This is a genomic window from Gemmatimonadota bacterium, assembly GCA_021295815.1.
Lineage (GTDB): Bacteria > Gemmatimonadota > Gemmatimonadetes > Longimicrobiales > Gaopeijiaceae > JAGWBQ01.
On sequence record JAGWBQ010000016.1, the window covers coordinates 12340 to 31141 of the forward strand.

An 18802-nucleotide genomic window follows, 5' to 3' on the forward strand; every position below is an offset into this window, starting at 1 on the left:
ACCGCATGCCTTCACGAGTCGAGCGTCTTCCGGTTCGTCCCGCATTCGGCGCGACCTCTCGTCCCGATCGCTGGTGGGTGCAGCCAGCCATCACCTTCGTCGTCTTCAGCGGCTTCATCGTCTACGCCACTTGGGCGGCCCTGCAGGGCGCCGACTACTACTCCGGCAGCCTGCTCTCTCCCTTCTATTCGCCGGACCTGTGGGGGCCGTCGCCGCACTCGCTCTTCGGCGATGCGCAACCCGGCTGGTGGCCGGCGGCGCTGCCCTATTCACCCGCCATCCTCATCCTCTGGGCGCCGGTCAGCTTCCGCCTCACCTGCTACTACTATCGTGGCGCCTACTACAAGGCTTTCTGGGCGGATCCCCCGGCGTGCTCGGTCGGCGAGCCTCGCAAGAAGTATCTGGGCGAGCGCCATCTTCCGCTCATCGTCCAGAACATCCACCGCTACACGCTTCCCTTCGCGCTTCTTCTCCTCGTCTTCCTCACCATGGACGTATGGTACGCGCTCCAGTTCGGGACCGGCGAAGCCAAGGAGTTCGGATTGAGCGTCGGCACGCTCGTACTGGCCACGAACGTGATCCTTCTCGGCGGCTACACCATGGGCTGCCACTCGCTGAGGCACATCGTCGGGGGCGGACTTGACGTTCTTTCGCGGAGACCCGTCCGCAAGAAGGCCTACGCCTGCGTCACCTGGTGCAACAGGAGTCACATGCGCTTCGCGTGGGCGAGCCTCCTCTGGGTGGCGTTCTCCGACGTCTACGTGCGTATGTGCGCGACGGGCGCGATCACCGACTTCAGGTTCTTCTGATGACTCCTCCGGTCAACAGCCCCGCCGGACCCGCGAACTTCGACCAAGAGCACGACGTCCTGGTCATCGGAGCGGGCGGGGCCGGGCTCAGGGCCGCCATCGAGGCAGCTTCGTCGGGAGCCCGCGTGGGCCTGCTCACCAAGTCCCTGCTCGGCAAGGCGCACACCGTCATGGCCGAAGGAGGCGTGGCGGCCGCACTGGCTCACGCCGACGATCGCGACAGCTGGCGAGTTCACTTCGCGGACACCATGCGAGGCGGTCAGTATCTTAGCAACTGGCGCATGGCCGAACTCCACGCCCGGGAAGCCCCAAACCGCGTTCGCGAGCTCGAAACCTGGGGTGCGCTCATGGACCGCACCGCAGCGGGGCGCATGAACCAGCGGAATTTCGGGGGTCACGCCTACCCTCGTCTGGCGCACGTGGGGGACCGCACGGGGCTGGAGATGATCCGCACTCTCCAGGACCACGGCATCCATCAGGGTATCGACACGCACATGGAAGTGACGGTCTATCGCCTCCTTAAGGACGGCGACCGGATCGCAGGCGCGCTCGCTTATTCTCGCACCACCGGCGAGTTCCTCGTCTTTCGAGCGAACGCCGTCGTGTTGGCGACCGGCGGGATCGGCAAGGCCTACCTGGTCACCAGCAACAGTTGGGAGTACACCGGCGACGGACACGCCCTCGGGTTGGACGCGGGAGCCGAGCTCGTGGACATGGAGTTCGTCCAGTTCCATCCGACCGGCATGGTGTGGCCGCCCTCCGTACGCGGCATTCTGGTCACCGAAGGGGTGCGCGGCGAAGGCGGTGTTCTTAAGAACAGCGAGGGCAGACGCTTCATGTTCGACGACGTGCCGCCGCTCTACGTCAAATCCACCGCCGACACCCCCGAGGAGGGCTGGCGTTACGTGCGCGGAGATCGCGACGCACGTCGGCCTCCCGAGCTGCTCACTCGCGATCACGTGGCCCGCAAGATCGTCAAAGAGGTGAAGGAAGGTCGTGGGAGCCCGCACGGCGGCGCCTTCCTGGACATCGCCTGGATCAGGGAGCACGTCAAGGACTCCGAGGCGCACATAAGAAAGAAGCTCCCGAGCATGTACCACCAGTTCAAGGAACTCGCCGGGATCGACATCACCGAGGAGCCGATGGAGGTGGGGCCGACGACGCACTACGTCATGGGCGGCATTCGGGTGGACGGCGACACGCAGATGGCGACCACGGTGCCGGGACTCTTCGCGGCGGGCGAATGCGCAGCCGGGCTTCACGGGGCGAATCGGCTGGGCGGCAACTCGCTCTCCGACCTGCTCGTCTTCGGAAAGCGCGCCGGCGAGCATGCGGCGGCCTTCGCGGGAACGCGATCGGACACGGCCCTCTCCAAGGGCGAGATCGAAGCGGCGAAGGTCTCTGCGCTGGCGCCCTTCAAGCGGGACAGCGACGACGTCGGACCCTTCAGGCTTCAGAACGAACTCCAGCAAATCATGCAGGACGCTGTCGGGATCGCCCGCGACCGGGACGGGCTGACCGAGGCTCTGAAGCATCTGCGCGCTCTCAAGGAACGTGCGGAGGAGACGAGCGTGAGGGGCTCGCGCACCTTCAACCCGGGCTGGCACACGGCATTGGATCTCGAGCATCTGATGGCGGTGTCGGAGGCCGTCGCTCTTGCCGCCGAGGCGCGGCGAGAGAGTCGGGGCGCCCACTCGAGGCTAGATTTTCCCGACAAGGATCCCGAGTGGGCGGGCTTCAACCACGTCATCGCGAAGGACGAACACGGCGAGCTCACTGTGCGCAGAGAGGCGATTCCCGAGATGCCCGCCGAGCTGCGGTCGATCATTGAGGAGCAGGGGTGATGAAGAGAGCGACATTCGAGGTCTGGCGCGGCACATCGGAAGCCGGCGAGCTCAAGGCTTACGATGTGGAACTCGACCACGGCTACGTGGTGCTCGACGCCATCCACCGGATCCAGGCCGATCAGGACGGCGACCTGGCTGTCCGATGGAACTGCAAGGCGGGCAAGTGCGGTTCGTGTTCGGCCGAAATAAACGGCTCTCCGCGGCTCATGTGCATGACCAAGGTCGACGACCTCGACCACTCGCGTCCGATTCGCGTCGAACCAATGCGCACGTTCCCGGTAGTCAAGGACCTGGTCACCGACGTGTCTTGGAACTACGAGGTCAAGGAGTCGATCAGCCGGTTCGCGCCTCGGGAGGCCGACCACGAGGACGGCACCTGGAACATGGAACAGTACGACGTGGAGCGTTCGCAGGAGTTCAGGAAGTGCATCGAATGCTTCCTCTGCCAGGACGTGTGCCATGTGCTCCGCGACCACCACATGCATGACCGCTTCGCGGGACCGCGCCACTTCGTCTACGCAGCGAATCTGGAGATGAACCCGGTGGACACCGGCGACCGCGTGGCCGAACTGCGAGACGAGTTCGGGCTCGGCTACTGCAACATCACCAAGTGCTGCACGAAGGTGTGCCCGGAAGGTATCACCATCACCGACAACGCCATCATCCCGCTCAAGGAGAGGGTGGTCGACCAGTCGTACGATCCGCTGACCATGCTGGCGAGGAAGCTGACGGGGAAAAAGTGACCCAAGGGAACCGGCAACAGGAATCGACCGGATGAGCAGCGGGCGTAATCACCCCATCGTCGCGTCGAGCCCAAGAGTCGTCATAGTTGGCGGGGGAGCGGCCGGACTGACTACCGCTTGGACCCTAAGGAAGCACGGCATCGAACCGATCTTGCTCGAGGCCAATGACAGGACCGGGGGACGCCTGGCAGGCGACAGGATCGACGGTTTCCTCGTGGATACGGGCGCGGACTTCTTCTGTCCCTCTTACGACGTGACGTTCCGAATCTGCGAGGAACTGGGCGTACCGCTCGTCCGCTCGAAAATGAAGCTCGGCTGGTTTCGGAACGGTCGGTGGGCCACGACGACGCCGGGCCCTTTCCCCGCCAGCCTTATCAGGAATCTTCCGGCGGCCCGGTCCCTGGGTTTCCTGTCGCTGGGGTCCATTCGGGCCGCCCGTAAGCTGTTCGGCGACATTTCCCGCCAAGCCGCGCAGCTCCGTTTTTCCAGCGATAGCCGGCTCGCGGAGTTGGACGGCGACGAGACCTTCGGCGCCTATCTGGACCGGCTTGGCGCACCCGAACCCCTGAAGGTGAGCTTGAAGGGGTTCCTGGAGATGACGATGGGACACGTCGAGCTCTCCGGACAGGCGTACATGCGAACGTACCTGGCGGAGATGCTGGTCAATGCGGACAAACTCCGTGTGCCGGAGGAGGGAGCCGCCGCTCTCGCTCGGGCATTGGCCGCAGCGTGCGGCGACACCGTCCGCGTCTCGACCGCCGTCCGTCGTGTGGTGATCCGGAACGGAGCCGTGACTCGCGTCATGACCGACGACGGTCCCATCGAGGCGGACGCGGTCGTCTGCGCCGTGCCCGCCACGAAAGTGCCGGAGTTGATCCCCGAGTTGCCGATCCCTATCCGCCACGCGCTCGGCAAGGTGACCTACTCGAGCGGATGTCGAGTGGTCATCGGTCTCGACCACCCGCCTCTGCCCCCCGGCTGGCACGGTGCGCTGTACCCGGAGGACGACACGCCGCTGTTGCTGGACCGGTCCATCAACCTGCCCTCCGTCGTGCCGCCCGGCAAGAGCACGCTGGACCTGATCGTCGGGCGCGACCGCGGGCAGGGACTGTTGTCGCTGGACGACGACGAGATCGCTGGAGAACTGCTTCGCGACGCGCGCCGATTCCCTCCTCCCGGCTCCTCCCTTCCCAGCGACGACGAGGGGATCTTTACGCGCGTGTACCGCTGGCGGGAGGCCGTGTGCATGGGACGCCCCGGCATGTTCAGCGCCATCGCCGACATGCGTCGCGGCGGCGGTCGCGAGATTGGCAACCTCTTCTTCGCGGGCGATTACATGCGTGCGCCTTCGGTGAACGGCGCCCTCGCCAGCGGCGTCGACGCGGCCGACGAGGTGGCGGACTTCCTGGCTCGCCGGTTCGCGAAATAGCATTGGACGCTAGCGCCATGGGAATCCCACGAGCGTTCCAGCCGGGATATCGGAAGGCACGAGAAAAATGCCCCGAGCTCGCGGAAGCCTATATCCGCCATACGACCGAGGGCGACCCGGCGGCGGACGCCGTGGCTGAGGATCTGTCGGCACTGACCCCTAACGAAGTCCACGCGATGCTCGCCAAGGCGTTGAACGATCCCGGTGCGCCGCTTACCGGTGTTCCCGAATCGCTTCGCGAGTTCCTCGTCGAGGCCAACACCGTTCCGGACTGGTTCGACAGAGGGCTCGCTAGGGTCGCCTCGCAGGCCTTTCTGCGCAACTCGGACATCGTCCTGGCGGCCCTCGTCGGCGGGAGTATCGTCGAGGGGTTTGCTACGCTGATCAGCAAGTCCTTCCGCATTCGCGGCCGGGTCATCGACCTCGGGGTGCGCCGCCTCAAGGCGAACGGCATGCAGCTGGTCGAGCAGTACCTGCCCGGCGGCATGGAACCCGGGGGCGACGGATGGAGGCTGACGCTCCGGGTTCGGCTGGTGCACGCGCAGTCCAGACGCCTTCTCATCAGTTCGGACGAGTGGAACTGGAACAAGTACGGCATGCCGATCAGCGCCGCCCACCTGCTCCTGGCCGGTGCCGCCTTCTCCGGCCGCCTCATGCGGCATGTCGCGGCGCTCGGGGGAGACTTAACCCGGGAGGAGCGGGAAGCCTACGTGCACGTCTGGAGATACGCGGGCCTGCTCATGGGCATTCCCGAGGAGATCCTCTTCCACGACGAAGCCTCGGCGCGGCGCATTTTTCGGGTCGGTGCGATGTGCGAACCTCCGGCGGATTTCGACGCGATCATCATGGCCAACAGCATCGTGAACAGCGCGCCGGTCATCGTTGGGGTCAGCGAGCCTGCCGAGCGGAGGAAGATGGCCCGCGTGGTGACCCAAGCCTCCAGAGAGCTGATCGGCGACGAACTGGCGGACACGTTCCGGTTCCCCAAGCGCCGCCGGAAGGTGATACCGTGGATGCGGTTCAAGAATCGCAGCAGGAGAATCCTGCGGAACACACTGCCCTCGTCGGCGAGGAAGCACGATCTGGCCCGCTTCAAATCCCTGGTGGCCTTCGCCAGCTTCGAAGAGCTGGAACACTCCTACAAGCTCCCCACCGCCCTCCACGAAGAGGACTCCGAAGACTGGTAGCGGCCGCGTATTCCCTTCGGCGCTTCTCCTCGCCGCGAAGTGCGGCCAAGTCCAGTGGCTCCATGATAGCCTGAGGAGAGGACCTCCGCGTCAATTCGGCGTACCCGCCCGGGCCGAGCCGAGTCCTTCGGGGAGACGACATGGATGAGACCGGGTCTCACGGAGAGCCATGCAACCGTGTCGGCGCTCGCCTTTTCGTCCTCGCGGCATCTTGCGCCGTGTGATCCTGCCAGCTCACCCCTCCACCCGCCTTACCCTGGAGGCGTTGTTGACCTTCCGGACCCGGTATTGGACCGGGATGCGTTCGGCCAGTTCCGTGACGTGGGTCACCAGCCCGACCATCCGATCGGCCCCGAGCTGCTCTATGCTCGTCGCCACGGTGTCCAAAGTCTCGGGGTCGAGCGCGCCGAACCCCTCGTCGAGGAAGAGGGCTTCGAGTTTCGGGCTTCCTCGGGACGCGAGCCCCGCGACGTGCTCCGCAAGAGAGAGCGCGAGGGCCAGCGACGCGAGAAAGGTCTCGCCTCCGGAGAGAGTCTTCGCCGATCTGAGCTCGTCCCCGTTCCGGTGATCGACGACCAGGAACTCGCTTTGGGCACTCACCTCCAGCGAATACTGGCCGCCCGAGAGCTCCTTCAGCCGTACGGTCGCTCCAGCCGTGAGCCAGGAGAGCACCTGATGCTGGAGCCAGCGACCGAACTTCCGGGTGCTCAGGTGCTCGCCCAGCTCCTTAGCGACCGCAGCGGAACGCCGGATCGAAACCAGTTCACGCTCGGTTTCCCGGCGCTTTTCCAGATCCGCTCCGAGGCTCAGACGCTGCTCGTTCACCGCCCCGAGGGCCTCGGCGCATAGGCTTGCGGGCTCGCCGTCCTTTTCGAGATCGAGTCCCGCGATCCGGCAAGACTCCACCAGACCGGTACGCAGTTCGGCTTCCTCCGCTCTCCTGGCCTCCGCTTTCCGCCGGGTGGCTTCCTCTTCGGCTTCCAGCTCCCTCGCCTTCGCCTCGCTCCACTCCCTTAGGCAGGTCCACAGAGCGACCAGATCGCCTTCCGGTGGTGGTGGTCCCAGTTCCGCCAGACGATCGCGCTCTAGGCTGAAGCGTCTATGGTCTTCATCGACCTGCTCCGTCAGGTCGGCGTGCTCCCGAGCGTATTCGGCACGTAAGCGGTCGGCCTCCGCCTGGGTGGACTCGGCCTGCTCCAGCTCGCTATCTGCGGCACTGACGAGCCCCAATGTTTCGGTGATCTCCGCAGGGCTCGGGGCACCCTTGAGCTCCCGCTCAAGCTTCCGTATGCGCTCGGCGAGCGTTTCCTCACGGCGTTGGGCCGCCGCAAGACCGGTCTCGACCCGTCGGCGCTCACCGAGCCTCGCACGGACGTTGCGGACGTTCGCGCTCGCGTCGCCCAGCGCCTCGGCACACCGACTGGCAGGCGACTCCGATGCGGAAACCGGGACTCCATGATCCCGGCACCTCTGCCGGAGCGACTCCATTCCCTTCTCGGCCGTCTTCCGTTTCGCCGCAGCCTCCTCCAGGCGCTCGTCCCGACGAGCCTCCACCTCCGTCGCCTTCAGAACCGTCCATCGCACCAATTCCCGCCAGGAGTCCTCGATATCCTCCGTCGGTTGCGGCGGCGCATGCGCGGCCACCCTGTCTCGGAGCTTCCTGAAGCTGTCCCACCAGGGCCTGAGAGAGGCTTCCGCGTTTTCCGCGTTGGTGCGAGCCACCTCAAGAGCCGCCTGCGCAGCCTCCTCTTCGGCTCGAGCCCGTCCGAGCCGATTCGCCACCTTGTCAAGCGCGGCCGCTCCGGCCTCTATCTCATCAAGTCCGGGATGACCGGAGAGGGACGCAAGGAGGTCGGCCGCCGAGCTTCGTTTCTCGTTCAGGAGCACCGCAGCCTCGCTCTTCCTACGACCGGCGCCTTCCAGATGCCGGCGAGCTGATTCATGTGCTTCCTTCGCCGCCGCCAGCGCCATTTCGGCGGCATCGAGCCCGGGAGAGCCGGGTCGATCAGGCAACTTGTCCACGACCTGCTCGCACACCGGACACGCCTCGCCGGCTTCGAGATGGCGGGCGAGGTCGGCCGCGCCGTGGAGCCGACGCACATGGTCGAGATCCCTCACCGCAGCCTTCTCCAGGTCGGCCGTCTCTCTTTGCGCAGCCAGCGCCTGTTCGAGATCCTTCTCCCGCTCCGCCAACATGTCCGCCAGATCGGCGATCGCGCTCTCGGTCTTGGCGATCTCCTCGCGTCTTTCCCGGATCTTCTCGAGATATGCCCGCTCCGGGAGCGAGGACTGGGCCGTTTCGATTTCCGCCACACCGGCGCGGGCCTCGTCGAGTCGATCGTGGGCATCGCCGAGCTCCCCCACCGTCTTGCGTCGAAGCCGGTCCGCCGCACGGGCTCCTTCCGGCAAATCGTTCAAACGAAGGGTGTCCAAGGTCGCTGCAGCGTTGTCCGCTCTACTCAGCAGCTCCCGCTCTTCGTCCGCGAGCTTTCTCGAGACGGCTTGTTCGCGTTCCACCTCGGATCGCAATGCCTCCAGGGCGCCAACGCGAACCTCGGCCTCCGCAACCGCTCGCGGAGTCGCGTCGGCCAATTCCGCCAGAGTCCCTTCGGCTTCCGCCACCTCCTGTGCGGTCCGGCCCACCTCGCCCGTTACGTCGGCGAGCTCCTGCCGCTTCTCCCTGAAACGCGAGAGGACGGCTCTTTCGGGAAGCTCCCTGCGTTTTTCCCGGGCGGCCCTGCGGCGGTCCCCGGCAGCTTCGAGCGCGGCTTCGGCCTCGCGAAGCGCCCGCTCCGCGTTCGTGTGACGCCTTACGAGATCCTCGACTCCGGCGGGAACGGAAACGTGGGTCAGCCGAGCCCGCCTTCCCTTGATCGCCTCGACCCGATCCCGGGCCTGCTCCTCCCCGCGAACGATCTCGCCCATCCTCTTCTCGGTATCGCGAACCTCCCGCTGGAGCTCCTCGAGGGTCGCAACCCTATTCTCGAGCCGGTCCACTGCGTCGGCGGTGGCATGCGCGAGGCCTTCCAGCATCCTTTCGAGCAGATCGACCCGGGCGTTCAGCTCGACGGCACGCCGGTTCGCGGCTTGCTGGATCTTCTCGTAGAGGTTCAGCCCCAGCAGACGCTCCAGCAGCCTCTGGCGCACAGCGGGCCTGGAGCGCAGGAAGGTGGCGAACTCACCCTGGGGGAGTACGACGCACTTGGTAAAGTGGTCGAAGCTGAGGCCGATGACTTCGTCCTCGATTTTCCCGGTAAGCTCGTCAGCCGTGTTGGCGAGAGTGGTCGAGCCGTCTGCGCCGACCTCCTCGAGAACGGCCTCCTTGGTCGAAGCCCCACCCGAGGCGTTGCGCCTGACCACCCGCACCGCCGTGAACCGCCTGCCACCCACCTCGAAGTCAAGACGTACTCGCGCCTCGACCTTGCCCTGGCTGATCACGGGGGCCACCAGGTTTCGGTTTTCGTAGCGCGGCACCGTCCCATACAGCGCGAACACCATCGCGTCGATCAGGCTCGACTTTCCCGAGCCGGTCCGCCCGGTCAGCACGAAGATGTCCGTGTCCTCGAAGCTGACCTCGGTCCGTTCGCGGAACGAGGTGAAGCCGTCCAGCTCGAGAGTAAGGGGACGCACGGCTACAGCTCGCCCTCGTAGTGGGACTCCAAGAGCTCCTTGAAGAACCTGGAGAGCTCTGTGCTCGGGATGTTCCTCTCTTCCAGGTACTTGTCGAAGAGCGTGGCCGGATCTCCGTCAGGGGGAGGGGGAGGTGACGGCTCCCGCCCCTCCGACTTCTCGCGTGGGCGCACGATCACGTCGACCGCGTTGGGAAAGAGGTCGCGGATATCGTCGGCCTCTCCGGGAGCCAGGGCCTCTTCCACGAACACGCGCAGGTAGTCGTCTCCGGTGGTCCCGGCTTGGACCTCCAGTTCCGCTCTTGAACCCCTTATGGTGCGAAGCCGTCGTCCCCCGGTGATCGGTACCCGTCGAACCTTGGCCCCACTGCCCGCTTCGACGTCCACGATCAGGACCGAATGTTCCTCCTGCTTCTCGCCGAAATCCAGAGCGAAGGGAGGCCCCGAGTACCGGACGGGGACGCCGAAGGGGACGGACTGGCTGCCGTGAAGATGACCTAGGGCGACGTAATGGGCGTTCGACGGAAAGATCGTGGCCGGCACGTAGTAGTCCAGGATGTGCGCACCCCGCTCTCCCCCTCCGGCCCGAGCGCCGAGCACCGTCAGGTGGGCAACGACCAGGTTCACCGTGTCGTCTCCGAACGGTTCGCACAAACGCTCGACGATCCGGCGGCATCTGTCGGCGTACTCCACCTGATGCCTGTCGGCGTCCTCCTCCATGAGCGCCTGCGCCCTTACCACCTTCCTCTTCGAAAGAAACGGGAGGAGGGCTATCACCGCCTTTTCGTCGGAGCGGGTCGTGATCCGTGTCACGCCGCCCTCGTTCGGGCGCCGCACTTCGGAGGCGACCGTCACTCCGGCGATCTCGAGCAGAGGATCCAGCGCGGCAAGCTTCCTGGGGTTGTCGTGGTTGCCGCTGATCACCACGACTCGCGCTCCCATCTGCGCCAGCTTGAGCAAGGTTCCGTATACGATCCTCTCCGACTCGGGACTGGGTACGGCGCCGTCGAACTGGTCGCCCGCCACCAGAACCAGGTCCACCGCCTCTCGCTCGGCGATGTCGACGACATGGTCCAGTGCGGCTCGATGCTCGTCGGCCCTGCTGCGCCCGCGAAGAGTCTTGCCGACATGCCAGTCGGCTGTGTGCAGAATCTTCAGTCGGGCTGCTCCTAACCGAGGTCGTCGAAGGGGTCGGACTCGTCCTCGCCGCCGTCCCCCGATCCCATTTCGTCGAGACGCGTCGCCCACGCCGGGAACGGGAAGTTGAGCACGAGAGGTACGGGAAGCTCCGGTTGGGCCACGATCATGGTGCCCGGTTTGGCGATGGTCGCCCGCTGGCGGACGGCGGAGGGTAGGAATGCGTACTCGGGCCGACCCGCTTCGGCGCTGTCGAGCCGTCCGACCACGCGTACCGAAGAATTGGCGATGATGCGCCGTTCCACCTCGCTCGCCGTCTGCTGAGCTCCTATGAGGATCACGCCGAGGGACCGACCGCGTTCGGCGATGTCGAGAAGGATCTCCTTGATGGGGCTTCTGCCCTTGCGGGGCGCGTACTTGTTGAGCTCGTCCAGAACCACGAAGAGGAGCGGTGTTCGGGAGCCGGCCTCCTCCTTCCTCTCGAACTCCCTGCGCAGGACCGCACCTACCACGAAACGCTGGGCTCGGCTCGATAGCTTGGCGATGTCCACAACGGCCACTTGGGCCTGGAAGTCGAGCCGACGTTTCTCCGGATTGCTCAAGTCGGCGCGGACCAGGTGACCGACATCTCGACGCGCCGAGTGGAGTCGCCGTACGAAGGCGTTGACGGTACCGGTGCCAATCGACCGGCCCGTCCATCCGGGCTCGCCTTCCTCGAGGCGTTGGGTGATGATCGCAATGAGATCCTCGAAGGTCCGGCAGGGGGCTTTCTCAAGAATCACCGCGCCCTCGCCGCCGTCCTTGGCCTCCTTCCTCAGCTTTTCGGTGACGTTGTGCAGGACGATGGTGTACTGCTGGCGCTCGTCGTCGGCGTCGGCGAACAGAAAGGGGAGCAGCCCATCCCGGCAGAAGTCGAGGAGTGTCCAGCAAAAGGGGTTCAACCCCTTGAGCCGGCTTCCCGCATGAGGAGCTCCCGAGGAATCGCCGGGACGCGGCGGCACCCAGAGCTCCACGCTCTTGAAGGGCTCGGCCGGGAGCCCGAGGGCTTCGTACCTCTGTCTGTTTTCGTCGTCCAGCTCCCGGTTCTCGGAATCGAGGAAGAGCAGATCCTCCCCCTTGACGTTGAAGATCAGCGCCTTGGTGTTGTGCGCTGCGGGCCCGAGCTGGCCGGAGTTGAAGAGGCTGTGGAGGAGGAAGACGGCGTAGCTCGTCTTGGTGGCGACTCCGGAGATCCCGCTGATGTTGAAGTGCGCCCCGCGACTCCCGTCGATGAACTCCGTGTTGACGTAGACGGGTTCCCCGTCCCGCGAAAGTCCGACCGGCACCTTCCGCTTCATTCCATCGAAGAAAAGGGCCTGATCACGAGCTTCGCCGGTTCCCTTGGACACGACCTCGCCGGGCATGGGTGCGACAAACACCTCGGGCTCGAAACGCATGGCCATGATCTTGGCCGCTTCCGCGACCTCGCCCGGAAGCACCCCGTCCTCGATCAGAAAGACGTCGCTGTCGAAGCGGGCGCCTTCGTGTCGGGCCCTTACCTCGGTGACGATGCCGAAGATCTTCACGGGTCTTGCGACGCCGGGAAGACGACGCTCGAGCAGTACCACATCGTCCAGTTGGAGGTAGTGGCCGTCCGCGATGGCGACCCAGAACTCGAGCGGGGTAGCCGGCTCGGTGCCCAGGACGCGACCGACGAAGGGCTGATGGTTGTCGGGCGAGGTCACGCGGCTTCTCCGACGTTCAATTCCATGACCGCGTCTCTCACGGCGCGCAGGGCGAGGTGGGCATCGCCCAGAAGATGATGCAGCCGGCGTTCCAACCCGGCAACGGGAGTCAGGTTCACCGGAGCTCTCGGGTCCCGGTGGGGCGTGGAGGCGAAACGGGGCAGCCAGCCTGCGGCCCGATCTACCGAGGTCACGGCGGTCTCGCGCCCGGCCGTCGCCGTCACGTCGATACGCGCGATCCCCGCCCAGGGGCTCGACCAAGGTCCGGGGTCGCCTACGCGGACGTAGCAGGCCAGCGTGTCGTCCCTCAGGGCGAAGAGGCCCGTTCGTTCACCGACGTCGATCTGCGGCACACGGCGCCAATGCTCCATGGCGAGCAGCCGTCGGTGGTGGGTCTTGACGTAGCCCATCACCGGAATCCCGCGCGCGCTGCGGACGTGGTGCAAAGGACCGTCGAACACCGTCAACCATCCTTCGTCGCAGAGCCGCTCGCCGATTACCGCCTCCGCCTGTCGCATCAGCTGTTGCAGGTGCTGCCCAGGCGCATCCGGCTCGTCGCCCTCGACCGAGCAAGGTTTCCACTTCCACACGCGCCCCTGGTCGGGCAGCGGAACCTGCGCGCCTCCCGCAAAGATGACGGCGCGACCGGTCTCGACCCGGTCTATGACGGCACGACCCTCGATCAGCACAGCCCCGGCTCCCCATGCCCCCGCGATCCCGCGAACGGTCTCGCCCTCGGTTCGGGTCAGGTGCGCTTCGGTCCTGCGCACCCCGTCAACGAAACAGAGGCGGGGTGGACGTTGAATGGGTTCGGGCCTGTGGATGCGGAAATCGCCGTCGTCCTCCACCAGGCTGCACTCGATATCGGTCCCGTCCTTGGCGTCCGCCTGAAACCCGGAGCCGTATTCGACGTCGAAGGGCTCCACACCTATGAAAGGAGCTCGTCGTGGTTCAGTCATGGCTGGTAAGGTCGTCCTGGAAAGTGGCGCACGCAACCGCCGGCCGTCGCGAGCATGCCGGGATCTCGGTCGAACCGTTTCCCCGGCCGGGGAGCGCGCGCCCTTGCCGATCCCCTCACCGGCCCGCACGACCCGTGCTCAGCGCCGATTCGCATGGCCGCAGAAGGTAGGCGTTCGCGGCCAGCCTCCCGCACAAGGTAGCCGCGAAGGCGGCTGTCGCTCCGACCATGCCGATCCCCCATCCGAACACGATGAAGAACACGCCCACCACAGCTAATTCAACCGCGCTGGCCGCCGTTATGGGGCCGGTGCGTCGACCCTCAAGAAGAATCGCCCGCTGGAGGGAGAGCACCGTCGCGAGAAAGGGAATCGGGAACATGACCCGGGTGGCGTCGATGGCGAACCCCTCCAGTTCCACCGTCAAGCCGGAGACGGTCACGAACCAGAGGTGCGACACCGGGTGAACGAACGCCACTGCCGCGAGTCCCGCGGCCGTGACCGAGCCCAACGTGATCGCGAAGGTTCGCAGCTTGACGAAATGGCGGAAGCGTCGGCCCATGAGCGCGATCGCCACGTCCTGGTACGCGATGGATATCGAGCGGAAGAAGAAACCCACCGAGTTGACGACCGGGAACACCGCCAGGGACTCGATTGGCGACACGCTGCGACCCATGAAAAATGCGAGCATCGGCTGCATGGCCATCCCGATCACCGGCGTGAGCAGGAGTGGGAAGTAGAAATGCGCGATCTCCCGGTAGGACATCGGCGTGGCCGCCCTCCTCCGACGGCGACCGCTGTTGGAGAGCAGCTCGCGAAGGGCCGGTCTCACCATGAGCCGGGCGGCGACAGCCTCGCAGACCACGGCGACCGAGAGCGCGGCCGGAGCGATCCATGCGCCGGGAAGGTCCACCCACAAATATCCGCAGCCCGCCGCCAAGGATAGGGAGAACAGACGGATCAAGGTTCCGCGAGCCACCAGATGCGTCTGGCGAGCTCGGATGAGGAGGCCCTGATAGAGACGGCGAAAGCCGATCGCCGCAGGCCAAGGCAGGAAGCACCAGAGAGCCCCGTAGGTGAGGTCCGCGATGGGGTCGGGCAGGCCGATGAGCCTTCGCATCAGGAGTTCGTGCACCGACGGAATCAATATCACCAGCAGAATCAGCGTCGTACCCGCGCAGAGGCCCCAGGCGAATCGCCGCAGACGCAGGAAGGAAGCCCGGTCTCTGGCCAGCGAGGTTGCCGCGCTCATCAGCATGATGACCGGAGCCTCGATCAGGATCGCCAGTGCGAGTGCGACCCCGTACGCGGCCAAGTTGAACTCCGGCTCGGCGAGCCGTGCGACGACCGCAGCAAGTATCGGCCCCTCGAGCGCCATCATGAGCCAGGTGGAGGCTAGCGGCGCCCAGAAGCGGGCGATGGTCAGCTGTGTGAGCTTCAAGTCCGGAGCGTCCTAGCCAGGTTTGGTTGAAAGGCTCCGGCGGGTCGGATCGACCGGGGGAACGGAGCGGGAGGGATTCGAACCCCCAAGTCCTCGCGGACGCTCGCTTTCGAGGCGAGTGCAATAGCCATTCTGCCACCGCTCCTGAAACGGTAGAGAGTATCGGGGTGCCCGGATTCGAACCGGGGACCTCTGCGACCCGAACGCAGCGCTCTACCGGACTGAGCCACACCCCGGGGATTGAGGATCGCGCGATATGAGCCCGCTCACGGACGGGGTGGGATGGCCCGAGCTCCGCTCGACCGTCTCCGGCCGCCGCCCCCTCGCGGGCGCGCCGGCCTTCGGCTCGACTCCGTTCGAACCCCAGCCCCCCCCCTGTTCGCTCACGCTCACGGACGGGGTGGGATTCGAACCCACGCGGGCGTTAGCCCACACGATTTCCAATCGTGCGCCTTAAGCCACTCGGCCACCCGTCCCGGCCTTTCAGCGGAGGGAGTGGGATTCGAACCCACGCGGACGCGAAGTCCAACGCCTTAGCAGGGCGCCGCCTTAAGCCACTCGGCCATCCCTCCGATTGCCCCGCTAGGGCTCGAACCTAGACTCTCCGGAGCCAGAATCCGGCGTGTTGCCAGTTACACCACGGGGCAGAGCCACCTGTCGGATTTGAACCGACGACCCCGTCATTACGAGTGACGTGCTCTACCAACTGAGCTAAGGTGGCGATCGAAAGTGGAGCCGAGGGGAGTCGAACCCCTGACCTCAGCGTTGCGAACGCTGCGCTCTCCCAACTGAGCTACGGCCCCTCGCGGCCGGGGCGGGACCCCGGCCCATGGGCGCGAGAGGACTCGAACCTCTGACCTCTACGATGTCAACGTAGCGCTCTAACCAGCTGAGCTACGCGCCCCGAGTGCGCCCGGGAGGAGTCGAACCCCCAACCTCCTGATCCGTAGTCAGACGCTCTATCCAATTGAGCTACGGGCGCATGTGATGCCCACGACAGGACTCGAACCTGTACGCCGTTTCCGGCACTGGTCCCTCAAACCAGCCTGTCTACCAATTCCAGCACGTGGGCTCTCTCGACAGCGATGCTCGAGGAGGGATTCGAACCCTCACGGGGTTGCCCCCACAGGATCCTGAATCCTGCGCGTCTACCGATTCCGCCACCCGAGCTTCGACCGTCGCGCCGAACCGCCTTCGTTCGGCGAAATGGAGCCGAGGGGAGTCGAACCCCTGACCTCTTGAATGCCATTCAAGCGCTCTCCCAACTGAGCTACGGCCCCTTCGCACGACCCAGAAAGCCATCCGCTCGCGCGGAATGCCGAAAAGCGGGGCTGACGAGACTCGAACTCGCGACCTCCGGTGTGACAGACCGGCACTCTAACCTACTGAGCTACAGCCCCTTTCCCGGGGCTCTCGGCCCCGATACCTTCGTTGTTTGGCCGACGCGGCTCGCCGCGCCCTCCTACGCCCCGGCGGGGAATCGAACCCCGTCCGCCACCTTGAAAGAGTGGAGTCCTGACCGTTAGACGACCGGGGCAGTCGATCTCCTCCCCGAACGGGCCCGGAGGGAATCGAACCCCCAACCGCCGGTTTTGGAGACCGGTGCTCTACCTAGTTGAGCTACAGACCCTGTGTTCAGCTTGATGTCCTCTCGGATGGCCAGGGGCGGAATCGAACCGCCGACACCATGATTTTCAGTCATGTGCTCTACCAACTGAGCTACCTGGCCCGCGAAAAAAAACCGCCCGAGCCGTTGGTTCGACTCGGACGGGGGATCGCAGCGGAGCGGGCGCCTTTTCAGGGCCCTCCCCCGCTTGCCCCCGCAAGCGGGCTCCACGTATCGGACGCGAGGAAGCTCGGCATCGAATTCTCCGTCGGATGGTGATCGCTTGCCGCAGGCGTCAGGCCACTGCGGCGCTCTCGAGATAGCGGGGGCAGGATTCGAACCTGCGACCTTCGGGTTATGAGCCCGACGAGCTACCAGACTGCTCCACCCCGCAATTGACCGAAGAAAGTAAAGGGAAAGCCCAGGAGTGTCAACCACGACGTAACGTCCTCCGGTCACGGGGGAAGCCGTCAGGTAGACGCGGGTCCCGTCGTCGGCCGGTCCACCGGTCCAGCAACCGACCCGTTCGGCTATCTTCCTCATGTCCGGTCACCCCGCCGCGTTCCACTCGCCGGTCACGAGCGGCCGAGCCGCTCCACCTCTCCTCCACCCCTCTCCACACCCATGCGCCCCCGACGATCCCGCTCCCGGTCGCCCTTCCTCGGTAGCCCACAGGCCCTCGCCCTGGCCGTCTCGACCTTCGCGGCCTCTTCCTGCACGGATACCGAGCCCACGCTGGTCGTTCTCTTATCCGTCGACCAAATGCGCGGCGACTTCATGGACGCTGAAGCGCCGACGAACTACACGCCGGCCTTCCGGGAAGGACTCGCCACCCTGCTGAACGAAGGTCTGGTCTTCCCCGACGCCGCTCACGATCACGCGGTCACCCACACGGCTCCCGGGCACACGGCGCTCGCGACCGGGGTTCATCCCGCGCGTTCGGGAATAGTCGCCAACACCTGGCAGGAACGAAGCGACGAGGGGCTGGTCTCCAGGTACGCGGTAGTGGACGAATCCTCGCCTCTCGTCGGCCTGGCCGAGCCCGGTGCCGAATTGGTTCGTCAGCGTCCGTCCTGGGGACGATCACCCCTCAACATGGAACGGGACGGGCTCGGGGACTGGACGATGGCGCACGATTCCAACGCACTGGCAATCGCGGTATCGGTGAAGGATCGGTCGGCGATCACCCTGGCCGGGCGCTCCGGGCAGGCGTATTGGGTGTCCCCGAGGAGGGGGCGGATCGTGACCTCGAGCTATTACGCCGACGTGCTGCCGCACTGGGTCGAGGCTTTCAACTCCGAAGTCATGCCGACCCTGGTCACGGATACCGTCTGGGAGTCCATGGTGTGGCCCGACGTCGCCGGACTCGCCCGCGAGGACGCCGCCGATCAGGAGGGTGACGGCGTCCACACCACCTTCCCGCATCTCAGCTCGCAGGAGGCGGGAGATACGGAAGCCGACCGTCTGGCCTGGCTCTTTCGCACGCCCAAGGCGGACGACGTCGTGCTCGCCTTTGCACGACAGGCGGTCGAGGAGCTCCGACTCGGAAGTCGCGGATCGGTCGACTATCTCGCCATCTCGCTCTCGGCGACCGACTACGTAGGCCACGACTACGGCCCCTTCAGTCAGGAACAGCTCTCCAACCTGATCCATCTGGACGAGGCCCTGGGCAGATTCATCGCCTATCTCGACTTGGCTGTGGGCGAGGGCAGATGGATAGCGGCCCTCTCCAGCGACCATGGCGTCGCCACCACTCCCGAGGCTGGTGCGAAGTGGGGAGCGACCGCCGACCGCGTGGATCAGGGGGCCCAGGGTCAACGGATTCTCGATATCTATCGTCGCGCTTCGGAGGAGGGCGAAGGTTCCGACGATCTGCCTGGAAGGCTGGCCGGGCTCCTCAACGAGAGCGAGCTCTTCGTAAGGGCCTACACCCATGCCGAGATTCTCGCGGACCCCGCTCCCGACTCTTTCGCGGCGCTCTTCGCCAACTCCTGGCACCCTGAACGATTCACACATCCCCTGGCCGTCGCCGGGGTCGACATCTTGAGGCGTCCGGGCGATTTTCGGGGCTGGGGGTCCCGCGGGACCACGCATGGGAGCCCTCATCGTTACGACCGGTGGGTACCGGTGATCTTCTTCGGAGGCCTTGTGGAGGCGAGGGTGGACAGGCGTCCCGCCAAAACCGTCGATGTCGCACCGACGTTGGCCTTGCTGGCCGGAATACCCACCCCTGACGATCTCGACGGGAAGCCGCTCGCCGGCAGGTGAGGGCGCGAGAACGCGCAAGGCCCGGC

General features: G+C 65.7%; 11 protein-coding genes and 17 tRNA genes. 6 read left to right on the top strand and 22 right to left on the bottom strand.

Features of this window, described 5'->3' with window-relative positions; all coding sequences use genetic code 11:
• Nucleotides 1-5: 5 nt before the first annotated feature.
• Genes J4G12_07705 through J4G12_07725 form a run of 5 tightly spaced genes read left to right on the top strand, consistent with a single transcriptional unit; the run spans nt 6 to nt 6015 of the window.
• Nucleotides 6-809 (top strand): succinate dehydrogenase, encoded by an 804-nt coding sequence (locus J4G12_07705; GenBank protein MCE2455696.1) that lies wholly within the window; start codon nt 6-8, stop codon nt 807-809.
• Nucleotides 809-2653 carry a fumarate reductase/succinate dehydrogenase flavoprotein subunit gene (locus tag J4G12_07710; GenBank protein ID MCE2455697.1) on the top strand — a complete coding sequence of 615 codons (1845 nt, stop codon included), beginning with the start codon at nt 809-811 and terminating at the stop codon, nt 2651-2653. Before J4G12_07705 ends, J4G12_07710 begins: the two co-directional genes overlap by 1 nt.
• On the top strand, nt 2653-3399 hold the full coding sequence (locus J4G12_07715; GenBank protein ID MCE2455698.1) for a succinate dehydrogenase/fumarate reductase iron-sulfur subunit: 747 nt from the start codon (nt 2653-2655) through the stop codon (nt 3397-3399). The genes J4G12_07710 and J4G12_07715 overlap by 1 nt, the downstream gene beginning before the upstream one ends.
• Before the next feature lie 31 nt (nt 3400-3430).
• Entirely contained in the window at nt 3431-4828 is a 1398-nt protein-coding gene (locus tag J4G12_07720; protein MCE2455699.1) for an FAD-dependent oxidoreductase, read from the top strand.
• A gap of 17 nt (nt 4829-4845) precedes the next feature.
• A complete protein-coding gene (locus J4G12_07725; GenBank protein MCE2455700.1) occupies nt 4846-6015 on the top strand; it encodes a DUF2236 domain-containing protein in 1170 nt (389 codons plus the stop codon).
• A gap of 234 nt (nt 6016-6249) precedes the next feature.
• Here the strand turns inward: J4G12_07725 and J4G12_07730 are convergent, their stop codons facing one another.
• From J4G12_07730 to J4G12_07835, 22 genes are all read right to left on the bottom strand, one after another.
• Complete coding sequence (locus J4G12_07730) at nt 6250-9645, bottom strand: SMC family ATPase (protein ID MCE2455701.1); 3396 nt, start codon at nt 9643-9645, stop codon at nt 6250-6252.
• A 2-nt stretch (nt 9646-9647) separates the two neighbouring features.
• Nucleotides 9648-10892, bottom strand: a complete 1245-nt coding sequence (sbcD, locus tag J4G12_07735; protein MCE2455702.1) for an exonuclease subunit SbcD — start codon at nt 10890-10892, stop codon at nt 9648-9650.
• Nucleotides 10814-12505, bottom strand: a complete 1692-nt coding sequence (locus J4G12_07740) for an ATP-binding protein (protein ID MCE2455703.1) — start codon at nt 12503-12505, stop codon at nt 10814-10816. The genes sbcD and J4G12_07740 overlap by 79 nt, the downstream gene beginning before the upstream one ends.
• Nucleotides 12502-13464 carry a hypothetical protein gene (locus tag J4G12_07745; GenBank protein MCE2455704.1) on the bottom strand — a complete coding sequence of 321 codons (963 nt, stop codon included), beginning with the start codon at nt 13462-13464 and terminating at the stop codon, nt 12502-12504. Before J4G12_07745 ends, J4G12_07740 begins: the two co-directional genes overlap by 4 nt.
• A gap of 115 nt (nt 13465-13579) precedes the next feature.
• Nucleotides 13580-14902: a hypothetical protein gene (locus J4G12_07750; GenBank protein ID MCE2455705.1), complete on the bottom strand. Its 1323-nt coding sequence runs from the start codon at nt 14900-14902 to the stop codon at nt 13580-13582.
• Between the two features lie 62 nt (nt 14903-14964).
• Nucleotides 14965-15047: transfer RNA gene (locus J4G12_07755), tRNA-Ser, on the bottom strand.
• Between the two features lie 17 nt (nt 15048-15064).
• A tRNA-Pro gene (locus J4G12_07760) sits at nt 15065-15138 on the bottom strand.
• Between the two features lie 156 nt (nt 15139-15294).
• Nucleotides 15295-15378 (bottom strand) — tRNA-Ser (locus J4G12_07765).
• A gap of 11 nt (nt 15379-15389) precedes the next feature.
• A tRNA-Ser gene (locus J4G12_07770) sits at nt 15390-15474 on the bottom strand.
• Nucleotides 15475-15476: 2 nt separating this feature from the next.
• Nucleotides 15477-15549: transfer RNA gene (locus J4G12_07775), tRNA-Gln, on the bottom strand.
• Between the two features lies 1 nt (nt 15550).
• A tRNA-Thr gene (locus J4G12_07780) sits at nt 15551-15623 on the bottom strand.
• 9 nt (nt 15624-15632) lie between these two features.
• A tRNA-Ala gene (locus J4G12_07785) sits at nt 15633-15705 on the bottom strand.
• A gap of 27 nt (nt 15706-15732) precedes the next feature.
• A tRNA-Val gene (locus J4G12_07790) sits at nt 15733-15806 on the bottom strand.
• Nucleotides 15807-15810: 4 nt separating this feature from the next.
• Nucleotides 15811-15884, bottom strand: a tRNA-Arg gene (locus tag J4G12_07795).
• Between the two features lie 6 nt (nt 15885-15890).
• Nucleotides 15891-15974, bottom strand: a tRNA-Leu gene (locus J4G12_07800).
• A 14-nt stretch (nt 15975-15988) separates the two neighbouring features.
• Nucleotides 15989-16072, bottom strand: a tRNA-Leu gene (locus J4G12_07805).
• A gap of 37 nt (nt 16073-16109) precedes the next feature.
• Nucleotides 16110-16182 (bottom strand) — tRNA-Ala (locus J4G12_07810).
• 46 nt (nt 16183-16228) lie between these two features.
• Nucleotides 16229-16302 (bottom strand) — tRNA-Asp (locus tag J4G12_07815).
• Between the two features lie 65 nt (nt 16303-16367).
• Nucleotides 16368-16439 (bottom strand) — tRNA-Glu (locus J4G12_07820).
• A gap of 19 nt (nt 16440-16458) precedes the next feature.
• Nucleotides 16459-16532: transfer RNA gene (locus J4G12_07825), tRNA-Trp, on the bottom strand.
• A gap of 26 nt (nt 16533-16558) precedes the next feature.
• Nucleotides 16559-16631: transfer RNA gene (locus J4G12_07830), tRNA-Phe, on the bottom strand.
• Nucleotides 16632-16828: 197 nt separating this feature from the next.
• Nucleotides 16829-16902: transfer RNA gene (locus J4G12_07835), tRNA-Met, on the bottom strand.
• Between the two features lie 383 nt (nt 16903-17285).
• Between J4G12_07835 and J4G12_07840 the strand changes: the two genes are divergently transcribed.
• A complete protein-coding gene (locus J4G12_07840; protein MCE2455706.1) occupies nt 17286-18776 on the top strand; it encodes an alkaline phosphatase family protein in 1491 nt (496 codons plus the stop codon).
• The last annotated feature ends 26 nt before the right edge of the window (nt 18777-18802 follow it).

Excerpts from the sequence above, each read along its gene's own strand:
- J4G12_07715 (MCE2455698.1), top strand. The coding sequence starts at position 2,653 with ATGAAGAGAGCGACATTCGAGGTCTGGCGCGGCACATCGGAAGCCGGC.
- J4G12_07720 (MCE2455699.1), top strand. The coding sequence starts at position 3,431 with ATGAGCAGCGGGCGTAATCACCCCATCGTCGCGTCGAGCCCAAGAGTC.
- J4G12_07745 (MCE2455704.1), bottom strand. The coding sequence starts at position 13,464 with ATGACTGAACCACGACGAGCTCCTTTCATAGGTGTGGAGCCCTTCGAC.
- J4G12_07840 (MCE2455706.1), top strand. The coding sequence starts at position 17,286 with ATGGACGCTGAAGCGCCGACGAACTACACGCCGGCCTTCCGGGAAGGA.
- J4G12_07705 (MCE2455696.1), top strand. The coding sequence starts at position 6 with ATGCCTTCACGAGTCGAGCGTCTTCCGGTTCGTCCCGCATTCGGCGCG.
- J4G12_07725 (MCE2455700.1), top strand. The coding sequence starts at position 4,846 with ATGGGAATCCCACGAGCGTTCCAGCCGGGATATCGGAAGGCACGAGAA.
- J4G12_07710 (MCE2455697.1), top strand. The coding sequence starts at position 809 with ATGACTCCTCCGGTCAACAGCCCCGCCGGACCCGCGAACTTCGACCAA.